This is a genomic window from Fulvivirga lutea, from assembly GCF_017068455.1.
In the GTDB taxonomy this organism is placed as follows: Bacteria; Bacteroidota; Bacteroidia; order Cytophagales; family Cyclobacteriaceae; genus Fulvivirga; species Fulvivirga lutea.
Genome location: NZ_CP070608.1, coordinates 87,736 through 100,370 on the forward strand (window position 1 = coordinate 87,736; position 12,635 = coordinate 100,370).

At 38.4% G+C, this 12,635-nt stretch carries 10 protein-coding genes and 1 tRNA gene; 3 read left to right on the forward strand and 8 right to left on the reverse strand.

Features of this window, described 5'->3' with window-relative positions:
• Both JR347_RS00440 and JR347_RS00445 read left to right on the forward strand, forming a co-directional pair.
• Positions 1-1,068 (forward strand): phosphotransferase family protein, encoded by a 1,068-nt coding sequence (locus JR347_RS00440; RefSeq protein WP_205722101.1) that lies wholly within the window; start codon positions 1-3, stop codon positions 1,066-1,068.
• Between the two features lie 3 nt (positions 1,069-1,071).
• A complete protein-coding gene (locus JR347_RS00445) occupies positions 1,072-1,755 on the forward strand; it encodes a histidine phosphatase family protein (protein WP_205722102.1) in 684 nt (227 codons plus the stop codon).
• Between the two features lie 86 nt (positions 1,756-1,841).
• Here the strand turns inward: JR347_RS00445 and JR347_RS00450 are convergent, their stop codons facing one another.
• From JR347_RS00450 to JR347_RS00485, 8 genes are all read right to left on the reverse strand, one after another.
• Complete coding sequence (locus tag JR347_RS00450; protein ID WP_205722103.1) at positions 1,842-2,681, reverse strand: hypothetical protein; 840 nt, start codon at positions 2,679-2,681, stop codon at positions 1,842-1,844.
• 16 nt (positions 2,682-2,697) lie between these two features.
• Positions 2,698-3,615 (reverse strand): hypothetical protein, encoded by a 918-nt coding sequence (locus JR347_RS00455; protein ID WP_205722104.1) that lies wholly within the window; start codon positions 3,613-3,615, stop codon positions 2,698-2,700.
• A gap of 17 nt (positions 3,616-3,632) precedes the next feature.
• Positions 3,633-5,294, reverse strand: a complete 1,662-nt coding sequence (locus JR347_RS00460) for a SusD/RagB family nutrient-binding outer membrane lipoprotein (protein ID WP_205721803.1) — start codon at positions 5,292-5,294, stop codon at positions 3,633-3,635.
• Between the two features lie 9 nt (positions 5,295-5,303).
• Positions 5,304-8,540 (reverse strand): SusC/RagA family TonB-linked outer membrane protein, encoded by a 3,237-nt coding sequence (locus JR347_RS00465; RefSeq protein ID WP_205722105.1) that lies wholly within the window; start codon positions 8,538-8,540, stop codon positions 5,304-5,306.
• A gap of 137 nt (positions 8,541-8,677) precedes the next feature.
• Positions 8,678-9,301 (reverse strand): response regulator transcription factor, encoded by a 624-nt coding sequence (locus JR347_RS00470; RefSeq protein ID WP_205722106.1) that lies wholly within the window; start codon positions 9,299-9,301, stop codon positions 8,678-8,680.
• A gap of 416 nt (positions 9,302-9,717) precedes the next feature.
• Positions 9,718-10,542, reverse strand: coding sequence for a hypothetical protein (locus JR347_RS00475; protein WP_205722107.1), 825 nt, complete (start codon positions 10,540-10,542; stop codon positions 9,718-9,720).
• 65 nt (positions 10,543-10,607) lie between these two features.
• Positions 10,608-10,681 (reverse strand) — tRNA-Asn (locus tag JR347_RS00480).
• 69 nt (positions 10,682-10,750) lie between these two features.
• Positions 10,751-11,998, reverse strand: coding sequence for an Nramp family divalent metal transporter (locus tag JR347_RS00485; protein WP_205722108.1), 1,248 nt, complete (start codon positions 11,996-11,998; stop codon positions 10,751-10,753).
• A 185-nt stretch (positions 11,999-12,183) separates the two neighbouring features.
• Here JR347_RS00485 and JR347_RS00490 point away from each other — a divergent pair, with 185 nt between their 5' ends.
• The gene (locus JR347_RS00490) at positions 12,184-12,594 is read left to right on the forward strand and encodes an Hsp20/alpha crystallin family protein (RefSeq protein WP_205722109.1); all 411 of its coding nucleotides are present in this window, start codon (positions 12,184-12,186) and stop codon (positions 12,592-12,594) included.
• The last annotated feature ends 41 nt before the right edge of the window (positions 12,595-12,635 follow it).

The following is a 12,635-nucleotide window of genomic DNA, read 5'->3' on the forward strand; positions in this document are numbered from 1 at the left end:
ATGAGCACATCAATTAAAGACCTTGAAACTGATCAGCGAAGTGGTGAAGAGCTGGATTTAGAGAAGCTACTACCATGGTTAAAAAATCACTTACCTACTATAAATTCTACCCCACACATCACTCAATTTTCGGGTGGCGCTTCAAACTGGACTTACAGACTAAAGTTTGAGAATCAGGATTTGATTCTACGAAGGGCTCCGCTAGGGAAAAAGGCTGCGGGTGCACACAACATGCCTCGAGAATATGAACTTCAAAAAAAGTTAAAACCTCATTATCCATACGTTCCTGAAATGATCGCACTATGCGATGATGAGTCTGTCTTAGGTTCTACCTTTTATGTGATGGAAAGATTGGAAGGAATCATCCCACGTAAGAATTTCCCTAGGGAGGTTAATTGGGATGAAAAGACAGTATCAGAAATTTGCCATTCTTTTTGGGATAAATTAATTGAACTGCATAATGTAGATTATGAAAAGGAAGGTTTAGATGACCTGGGCAAAGGCGAAGGGTACATAGAGCGACAAATAGTAGGCTGGAACAAGCGTTTTAGCGATGCCAAAACTTGGAACGTGCCTTCCGGTAAAAAAGTAATGCACTGGTTGGAGCAAAACATGCCTGCCGAGGAAAAATTATGCATCGTTCACAACGATTTTCGCCTTGATAATGTGGTGTTAGATGTTAATAATCCTTCGAAAATATTAGGCGTTTTAGATTGGGAGCTAGCTGCCATTGGCGATCCATTGATGGATTTGGGTAACAGTCTGGCTTACTGGGTAGAAGAAAATGATGACTTTTTCATCAAGTCTTTAAGACGGCAGCCAAGTAATGCTCCTGGCATGATGACGAGAAAGGAAATAATTAACTACTACACAAAAAGTACAGGTAGAGAAATTGAAGATTTTAGATTTTATCGTGTTTACGGAATCTTCAGGTTGGCTGGAATTATACAACAAATATATTATCGCTATTCTAAAGGTTTTACTACTAACAAGGCCTTTAAAAATTTCTGGATTGCCTCAATCTATATGATTCGTACTTGTGAAAACATCATTAAACAAAAGAGGTAGCATATGGCTATGATTTATCTGATAAGGCATGGCCAGGCAAACTTTTTTAAGAGCGATTATGATAAACTAACTGATTTAGGCATCCAACAATCTAAGTTGGTTGGCAGAGCACTTAAAGAACGTCAGTTCCACTTTACTAGTGTGCACTCAGGAACATTGAATAGGCATCAGGAGACCTCTAAATATTGCCTGAATGAATTTGGACTAAATGCTGAAATCAAATATTCTGGCCATTGGAACGAGTATGACCACAAAGAGCTACTATCAAAATACAATCCTGAATATTCAGATTTCAGTAAGCTTAGTAATCATATTAGAAGCCATCCCTCACCCCTAAAAGCACTTCAGGATATTTTGAATCAATCCATCTTAGATTGGATGGAAAATAAACATGCATACTCCATTAGTTGGAAATCGTTTAAGGAAAATATCTGGGGCGAATTAGAGAATGCTGCTACTAAATTATCATCAAGAGATAATGCTGTTGTTTTCACTTCGGGAGGTCCAATATCGGTTATTGTTATGATAGCACTCGGCTTAAAAGAGAGCGCATTTATTGATATTCAAAATCGAATAATTAACACCAGCATCACCAAAATTCTAGTGGGTAAAAGTGGCTTATCTGTAAGCACGTATAATGATTACAGTCATTTGGAGCATGATTTTGGGTTGGTGAGTTATAGGTGAGCGGTTGTCATTGAGTAACAGACTAATTGTATCATAAAAAAAGAGACCCGAAGTGGGTCTCTTTTTTGTTCTAGTTCAAATTAAAACTAATTTACTGAGGTAGGTGTATAGGTTGTAACTCCATTTTCACCAAACTCAGTGGCAAACCAATAAATGGTAATAACTCCGGTAGCAGGATCATAATTACTATCAGGTTGATCCGGGTCTTGAATTATAGTCCCTCCAAACTGATCACTGACAGGCATGCCATCCATGTTAGTCCAAGTTACAACATTGGTATCTTCATCAACTGTTATAAGAGCATTTCTTGCAGATGTTCCATACTCTTCATTGTAATCATTACTCCAAAGACCTCCTGATATGTCTTCAACAAAATAATTATCACCACAGTCTACTGCCAATAATAATTCAGAAAAATTATACGGACCTGAATCAAAGTCATCAAAACCAATTACTGTGTTCACTGCATAGTTATTATCTAATGGAGCACAAGTAATAAGTACATCTGTCTCTATCGATGCACTCTTACTAACATCTTCTCCATTTCTAATCTGTGAATCAGTAACTGTAACAATTAGCGTAATGATGCCTTGGGAGAAATCACTTGGTGCCGTGTATTCCACTACAACGTCCCCTTCAGTAATCCCTGCAAAAGCAGATGTAACTGAAAAGCTTCCTCCTACACCTACACCAAACTGATCAACATCTGTTAATGTCACCTCTGCCAAACCTGCCGGTGCATCTACTACTGATAATGTAATGGTAGTAGAACCGCCTGTTGGAACTGTTTCATCCGAGACTGTAAAACTAAAAATAGCTGGAGCATCCAGTAACGGTGGTTCTTGAATATCCTGATAGTCATCCACGCATGATGATAGTAGCTGACTTGCAGCTACTATCATGAGTATATATATTAAGTTCTTCATGTTCTCTATCTTTTAATTACTTTTTAGTTAAAACAACTGTCCAACTCAATCCATTATTTGCTTCAAACATTGGAATGGATAAAATTCCATTTGCCTGATCCCAAGAACCTGGACCCGTTTGCGTAGTGCCACCAAAAGTATTTGTAGGGAACATAACCGGTGCACCGCAAATATCATAGATATCTGCAGGGTAAGCAGTACCTCCAAAAGGAACATACGCCAACGATGAAATATCCGATATCTCATACCTGAATGGCTCAGGGCCTTTGAACCTAATATTGACGGTTGGGTTTGACGATCCGATAAATCCCCCATAATTAGACTCAGTAATCTCGCTGGAATACTCACCCACGATATCCTCAACCGGTGAAGCACAACCTACATATAACTGCCAGTTAGACGTAAAACTAGTTGTACCCGCTGAATTCACAATATTGGGCGTTACATTCGAGTTACCACCTATTGTCGCTTCAGGGTATACCCTACCGTCAACCATTGTGGTAGTATTGGTGAACGTAAATAAATCACCACCACCGATATCATTCAGGGAAGTTAGCTCTGCTAACCCATTTACAATTTCAGTAGCAGTAATCTCCAAACCTGTCAAGTTACCACCAGCAGCAGCAATCTCAGCTCCGGTTACGGTCTCCAATACCACTGAACCTGTCGTTACTGTCCCATCTTGTGATGTGTACGACACTGATATATCTACCTGAGCTATATCATTCGGATTCTCTGAAAAAATCTCGAAAACCGACTTGGCTGAAGATAAATCATCCAGGTTGATAAACAAGAAGTCCTGGTCTAACACTATTCTTACATTTGGACCCGTACCGAGATCATCAGTAGGAATCCTTTGTGTATCCTCGTCCTCACATGATGCAAAGAACACCAGCGAGAAAAGTATCAATGAATATTTAAATATATTTTTCATTCTTAAAATCTTTTAGATTAATTAACATCCCAAAATACCCTGTCTGTAGCAATAACTCTTTGGCTTGGCGCTGCTGCGTTGAGTTGTAAGTTATTGATGTCATAAGGTAATGAAACAGGAAATTGTCTTGTCTGAACGGTTACGTTCAAGTTATCTGTATTACCATCGTGCAATCGAGGGAAGCCCGTTCTACGAATATCGTTGTAGCTGATAGTAGAGTTACCAAATTGGGCCAACCACTTAGAAACCATGATCAACTCCAATTGCCCTGCTGGTGAAGCCGCATCATAGTTAGCCATTACAGCGTTCACATATGTTGAGATTGCTGTTGCTGACATGGTAGGTGCTCCTGCTGAATTAGCTACCGCATTTACCTTGGCAAATGAAGTGTTCAGCGCTGATAAAAATAAATCCCGAGCTGTCTCATTTGTCACACCTACCTGAGCTAACTCCGCTCGTATGAAATACACTTCACTCGCATCTAACAATCGCTGAGGAGTGTTACCCGGGCCAGTCACCTGACCTGCATTTAAAGTAGCAGCATTCGAAGCTGTTCCACCATCTCCATCATCATATCTTCCACCCAGCGGGTATAACCCTGCTAAAGACTGTGAATTACTTTGATCAAAGCCTTCATTAGGGTCTATATTGAATGAATGAGAAAAAATCGATAAGAATGCTGAACCACTTCTTGAAGGGCAGTAGGCACATGGATTCTCTGCATCTGCATCACCTGAACCTGCTGGAAGCTGGTTAAAAATGTAGTATGGAATTCGTGGATCCCTTACTCCTGCTCCTGCTGGTAACAACCCGCCATGGGCAAACGTATCTTGCCCTCTCAATGTCTCAAAAAAGAATGGGTCTATGTAATTACCATTACCTGCTGTCCACTCAAATGAGAATCCTGGATTCCTGTTCTCAGGGTTGAAACTCGTTCCATAGTCTAATTCAAAATCATCAGCTATCGCCTCTATGACCCCGTCAGTAATCGCTGCTTGAGCATCCGCTGTCACATCTCGCTGAAGCCTTACGTTATTCAACATTCTCAGCTTAAGACTGTTACCAAACGTTATCCAACTATCTGCGCTACCACTATAGATTAAATCTCCCTTTACTGAACCATCGACTCCAGCCTCTAAATTACTTAACCCTGTTTCCAGTAAAGTAAACAGATCATTGTATACTGCTAAACCATCATCAAAGGTTGGTGATTCGTTCCCTGCACCCTGACCAATCTCAAAGTAAGGTACATCTCCCCATAAGTCAACAACATGGGACATAATGTAAACTCTCATTAATTGTGCCGCACCAAGAGTAGCAAAGTCCTCCTCTTCTGTCGCTTGCTCTATAGCAACCTGAAGATCAGTCATCGCTCCTGCATAAATACTCTGCCAGCCTGTCGTCACTGCAAAGTCTGTCCCTTGTAATGAATAATCATTCAAGGTACCTCTTTGAACCCAGTGCTTCACAATCGTACCCGTATACAACCCTAAACCACCACTACCATTAGCGAAAGTATAGGACATATTCGTCTGCGCTGCCGTCATTAACTGACCAGTAGGCACAGACAAAGGGTTATTCGGATCATCATTGATGTCCAAAAAGTTCTCTTCACATCCAGCAAGTACCATTACTGATAATGCTAGTGTATATATCTTTAGTTTAAATAAATTTCTCATAACTATTTCTTAAAAAGTTAAGTTAACTGTTACACCATATCTTCTTGTCGAAGGCGCTGAAGTAAACTCGTATCCTTGCAAGTTGGTGTTTCCAAACTGGCTTACCTCTGGATCAAAATTTGACGCCTCTGGGAAATTAGGGGCATTATACCATAAGTTTCTACCTGATAAAGTCACCTTAGCCGATCCAAATGGAGTCTTCTCCAATAAAGATTTTGGAAGCGTATAGCCCAATGTCACCTCTCTCAAGCGAACCACGGTCGCATCCCAAATAGACCACTCATCCTGAGCATTAATCGCAAATGACTGACCGAAGTAAAGGGTGTTTACTTCCACCATCGTGGTGTTTGGTATCTTGTCACCATTCTCATCACGGATAGGTTCATTCGTGTTAGGATCACCATAAACTCCTGGGATGATCTTATTAACTTCCCTGTCCTCAGTGTCCTTTGTTACACCTCTACCCAATAAAGAAAGGTTCGTTACCGAATACAAATCTCCTCCTTGTCTCCAGTCAAGTACTGCTGACAACGATAGCCCTTTCCAGCTGAATGAGTTCGTTATACCCACAATGAAATCAGGGTTCGGGTTGCCTATAATCTCAGGATTCAATGCCGGAATCAACTGCCCATTAGATGGATCAATTAATAAATTACCTTCATCGTCACGTGAGTTCACACTTCCTCGAATCAAACCATACTCTTCGCCAGGAAGATGTACTGATTGTACAGATCCACCAAAGGTATTGCCTAATACCAATTCACTAGAACCTGGTCGTAATGACTCAATCACGTTCTTATTATGCGTAAACGTACCTACAAAATCCCATTGGAATCCATTACTCAACTTCAATGGAGTAGCCGTTAACGTAAGCTCAATACCTTTATTACTCAACTCACCACCATTCGTTAACAACGAAGTAAATCCTGTCTCATCTGGAATGGCTACCTGTACAATCTGATCCGTAGACCTTCTGTCATACACAGCCACATCAATGCCTAATCGATTGTTGAAGAACTTAGTCTCCAATCCAAACTCTATTTCTGAAGTCTGCTCAGGCTTCAAGTTGGGATCTCTTGCAATATTTGATAACGTAGATCCTGAAGTACCATTAAATGGTAATGCAGTAGCTCCTGCCTGGGCCAAACCATTGGCATTCAACAAAAATACCGGTACAATCTGGTAAGGTGCTGTATCGTTACCCACCTGGGCCCAGCTTGCTCTGATCTTACCAAAAGACAAGACATTCGACTGTAAATCAAACGCATCAGTGAAGATAAATGAGGTACTCACCGCTGGGTAGAAGAAACTTCTGTTATCCTCAGGTAAGGTAGAAGACCAGTCATTTCTTGCCGTTAAGTTCAAGAACAAAAAGTCTCGGTAACCAAAATTCATATCAGTATAAGCTCCTACCAGTCTTCGCTGAGAAAATCCTCCGCCACCTGGGATTACCGAGTTGGTATTGTCAATATCGTTAATGAAGAAATCTACGTAACCAACTCCTATGTAACGCTGGGATTCTGCTGTTCTTTGATTGATATTGTGTCCTAATATACCTCTGAAGCTAATATCTTCAGTGATATCCTTAGTCACTGTCACAATAAAGTTCGACTCTATCTCCTGGAATCGATCATACACATTGATGATCTGACCCGATCCACCAGCTCCTCTTGATCCTGATCGGAAGTAATCTACGGTACTTTGATTGTAGCCATTCACTCCTAATCGGTAAGTAAGGTTTAACCAATCCAATACATCATAGCTCAAGTTGAAGGAAGCTACGTAACGATCTGTTTCTGACTCAATACCTGCATTCTCAACAGACCATAAAGGGTTATCTGCAGTAGCAGGACCAACCATAAATGCAGAAGCATTTGTTAATGGGTTCTGGAAAGGCTGGCCATGTAAATCCCAGTTACGTCCTAAATACAACGTTCTGGCAAAAGCAGATGCATTACCAATCGCATTGTTGGCTCCTCCCTGGAACGACTCTTGAACGGAAGAAGTATATTGTAAATTACCACCTACGTTAAGTCCGTTGTCCAACTGAGTCTGACCTCCTAAACTAACGTTTGTACGATTAAACTGAGTGTTGGGCACTATACCCTCCTGCTTCGCTCTCGATACAACTAATGTACTTTGAGCTTTCTCATTACCTCCCGATACTCTTAATGAGTTCTCAAGAAATGTTCCTGTCTGAAAGAAATCTTTCACGTTATCGGGATAAGCTCTGTATGGTACTGTTGTACCCCATAATTCCTCAAAGCCTATCACTCCATCATACCAGTGTGGAATCTCAGTAGTAGTCGCATAAGGCTTCGCTCCAACAAATGGTGCTCCCCATGATCCATTCACTTGCTGATAGTTGAAGTTCGTTCCCGTTCCATACGAATTTTGGTAATCAGGAAGGTTTGCAACCTCTTCCATGGCAAAGTTACCTGTGTAAGAAATCTCTAGTCCTTTTTTACTAGCACCTGAAGATCCTGTCTTAGTAGTAATTACGATTACTCCATTCGCAGCTCTGGTACCATATAAGGCAGCTGCCGCTGCTCCCTTTAGAACGTTTACTGACTCAATGTTATTAGGATCTAAATCCTGGAAACGGCTACCAAAAGCTCCACCTCCTGTTAACTGGTCACTATTGAACCCCGGACCTGATCCATTAGAGTTATTATTGTAAGGAATACCATCCACTACGAATAAAGGCTGGTTATTACCTAATAAAGAGGAGTTACCTCTAATAGTAATACGTGTAGCACTACCTGGTGCACTACTAGATCCTCCAATATTAACACCGGCTACTTTTCCTTGCATCGCTCTCAAAGCATCTGGTTCTGATACACCTGATACTTTATCGCCTCCTACTCTTTCTACACCGTAACCTAGTGCTTTTGCTTCTCTTTGGATACCTACCGCTGTTACTACAACTTCTGAAAGCTGCTGAACATCCGGTGACATCTGAATATCAATTACAGATCGCGAACCGATAGCTACTTCTTCAGTCGCCAATCCAATAAATGAAAATACTAACGTACCACCATCAGAAGGTACACTTAACTTGAAGTTACCATCAATGTCGGTAACAGTACCTGTGGTTGTACCTTTTAGTACAACGTTAACACCGGGTAGAGATGAACCATCCTCGATAGAGGTGACTTTTCCCGACACAGTGCGCTCTTGAGCCCACGAATCGCTGAACGCGAATGCGAACATCAACATAAATGCAAAAAGTAAAAACTTCTTCATACTGTAATGTTTAGGTTAATAAATGAACACAATGGCGGGCATACCCACCATCTGACTAAATTCACAGTAATGAGAGGAAAATTTTTAATGCATTATTGTGGATATTGTATATTAAAAAAGGGGGAGGTGTGAATCTATTAGCCTAATAGGGCTATTGCTTCAGCTTTATTCTTCACATCAAGCTTTTCGTATATATTATACATATGAGCTCGAACAGTATTTTGTTTAATATCGAGTGATTTTGCTATTTCAGCAGAATTTTTACCTTTTTTCAATTGATTCAAAACTTCAATTTCCTTCTTTGTTAAATTTTTTGGTATTTGATTATAAAAGCTGGAAACTAAAACTCTACTAGCTATTGGTGAAAGTGCTGGTTTGCCCTCTTGAAGTTTAACAATGCCTTTAATTAGCTGCTTATAATCAAATTTTACATTGATTAAAAATCCTCCTGAATCATGTTCAATGAAATTCAAGATAGTTTCTTCAGTTGGTGAATCAGAATAAGGTAGAAATTGAATAAAAGGTAATTTTACTTTAATTGACTTAATCAATTTGTAAGAGTCAGAATTCTCATCCACATTTACAAGCACTAGATGAGGCTGCGTTTCCAAAAAAACCTTTTCTTTAGGAAATTCTTTATGTAAATCTATCACACGCAGGCTTAAGTTATCCTCAATAAGCATTTTAACCGCCTGAGACCAACGAATATCTTTATCGACAATACAAACTTTAATAGTATTATCTAACTTAAATTTCTCCATTTGTAGTTTGATATTTTAGCTTAATTCAAATTGTTATTTCAACTATCTTCCCAAAACGCAATAATGTGCTGTTATTGATTTTTGAAAGATTAAGTAACAAAATGAATACCTTCATGTGAAGGTACTGGAAATGAATATCGCAATTATCCCCCTAATAAAGTGAAAAATTCAATGTTTGAATCCCCCAATTTTATACTCATATTTAGGAGGTCGTATATATCGAAAATTATTAATTAACTACAATTATTGCGAACAATACTATTGAAACTAGAATTAGAAATACACTTGTGAGACGGCTAGAATAGGACTTAATTTCACAACATCGTGCTACAAAAATTGGATTTCGAACGAAAGATTTTTATAGCTAAGATTTTAATTATAAATCCTCGAAAAGTATGCCTTAAACATTATAGAGCCTACTTAAAACTGGCTGGCTCAATTAGCTTTAAGTTAAAGATCATGACGGCTAGCTTGGGTTCTCCATTGAACGTAGGAGCTAACCAATTTTTCTTTGTCTTATAAATAACCCTCATTATAGCTTTATTTAATTTCTCATTAGTTCCTTCTAAAATTTTGAACTCAATCAATTCATTATTTTTATTAATAACAAAGCTAAATTTCGCTTCATTCTTTTTCTTTTTATTTGGTAAGAGCCCAAGGTTGTTTTGAAAAAATCTCTCTAAAGTAAATTCCCCTCCATCAAACCTGGGAGTAGGTAAATAATATTTAGCATCATTTGGATAGGCAATTTTATATGACGAAAATGTCATAAACCCGTTAGAAGATGCTGGACTTATTATCAGTGTATCATTTTGGATTACTATTGGTTCAGTCAACTCATCTTTGGAGCTAAGGTAATCCTGATTGTAATAAAAATACTTTAGAGGTTGAGCATGTATACCATTTGGTTTAAAATCCTCTTGAAGAATTAAGAGTGAATCAGACAAATACGAAACAACTAATCTTTGGGTATTATAAATTAACCTAGACTCATCCAATACGTAATCTAATTCTACACCTATATCAAAAGGAGTATTCGAAATCCTTAGTCTGCCTTTACTAGTAAATTCAAAAGAATTATAAATTCTATTTAGAGGATCATTTTTATCTAATAAATAATTACTATTTACAAATTCCGTCTTTGTCCGAATCCAAAGTCCTTCTAAATCATCTTTTTTAACCTGACCACTACATATAATCGAATTGCAACACAATAACAGGAATAAAAAAGCCTTTGTCATTTTATAATTTTAATTAGTTAAAAATAAAAAAGGTAGTTACTTAGTAACTACCTTTTTCAATTTTGCTCCCCCTCTTGGGCTCGAACCAAGGACCTACTGATTAACAGTCAGCCGCTCTAACCAACTGAGCTAAGGGGGATTGTTTTCCCAAATGGTCTGCAATATTAGAAGTTCAATTTCTTTTTTGCAATACCTTTTTTTAAAAAATTTAAAGCCCCACAATTAAGACATAAAAATAGATAAGCGTAAATACTGAAAGAAAGACAATTCCGGCCCTAGCCAGGTTTTTTAGCCACAAAGGTGGCTGTAAATCTTTATTCACTTCACTCGAAAAAATAACCTTATAATTGAGTATGGCTGCAAGCGGGGCAATAACAAACGAAATAGTGGTTGCTAAATCCACTAGGCTTTTTAAATTATTTAAATATTGGCTTAATACAAGGTAAGCTCCTAGCGCAACAACTACTACCCAAAAAGTATAATTCCATTTTTTTTCCTGCCCGGTTATTATCACAAATACTTTATTCATGGCTCTACCGTAGCCATCTAATACGGTTATCGATGTGCTGAACATGGTACTGAAGGCAGCTACAGCAATAATCAAATAGCTCCATTCTCCAATAGATGTTGTGTATAGGCTTATTAGCTGACTGGCAAAACCTGTTGAGTTGTTAGACAATTCAATTCCTGTACCATACATCACCAATGCGCCAAGAGATAAAAATACGACAGCCAGAACACCTGTAATTGCATACCCGATGTTAAAATCGAGCAGTGTTTCTTTTAGGGTGGGTATATATTTGGTTTGTTTTACTCGCTCCTCTGCCCAAAGGCCTGTCCAGGCAGACATATCCACAGCAGTAGGCATCCACCCCATCAATGCTATTAAAAATGTTATACCCACCACCGACATTACCTCATTGGGTATAAATCCTTCAACCGGAGGTTTTACGCCTTTATTGAATGCAACAAATGCAGCTACAAGAGTGCTAATAAGTAAAACAGTACTCACTACTTTCAGTAGACCATCAAGTGCACTGTATTTACCACCAGCAAGAATAATCACACACACCAATAGTATTAAGGCTGCCAACGCATCAGCACCAATCTCCACTTGAAGGATAGTACTCATTAGGCCTGCCGCGACAAAGGCAATTGCCGCGGTGACTATAAACATGGTTAGAACATTCACTATTCCATATAACCACAATATCCATCTACCCAAATTATCATAACCATATAAAATACTCTTACCCGTTGCACTAGTGTATCTTGAAGAAAACTCGAAAAATGGGTACTTAAAGATAACGGCCGCAAGAACTGCAGGTAATAAAACAAACCCATAATCTGCTCCTGCCCGGGTTGATTGAACTAAATGAGAAACTCCAATACACATTCCAGCAAATACAATCCCCGGCCCTAATGTCTTTAATAAGTTTTTAACTGATTCTGTCATAAAGCGATTTCAATAATCTGACGAATATACATTTACTCAATTAATAATTAAAATATGTCATTTTGTCTTATTATTTTAACAATTTAACTCTAAATAAGTCATTTTGTCATTATTTTTTAGTTTTATACAGTTCCGTTTACTGATGGTATAATTTTTACTAATTGATTATCAAAAACGATAAGACTATGAAAATTGTAAAATACAACCCACTGAACGACTTCATTCCATCAACATTTGGAAGCATATTGGAAAATGCCATTAACAACGGGAATGAAAATTATTTCGAGCCAGCTGTAGACTTTGTTAAGAATGACAAAAGCTTTGAACTACATGTTGCGGCACCAGGTCTGGAGAAATCAGATTTTGAGATTAACATGAATGAAGACACTTTAACAATCTCAGGAGAGCGTAAACGCAACGAAAGTACGAATTACACAAGAGTAGAATCCAACTTTGGCAAGTTCAAAAGATCATTCAAAATTGGTGACAGCATAGATAAAGAAAAAATTAAGGCTGCCTATTTAAATGGTATTCTTAAAGTAGAACTTCCTATAAATGAGAAGAAACTGGAGAAAAAAACCATTAAAATTGACTAAATAAAAAAGGCTGCAAATGCAGCCTTTTTTATTTCATATTA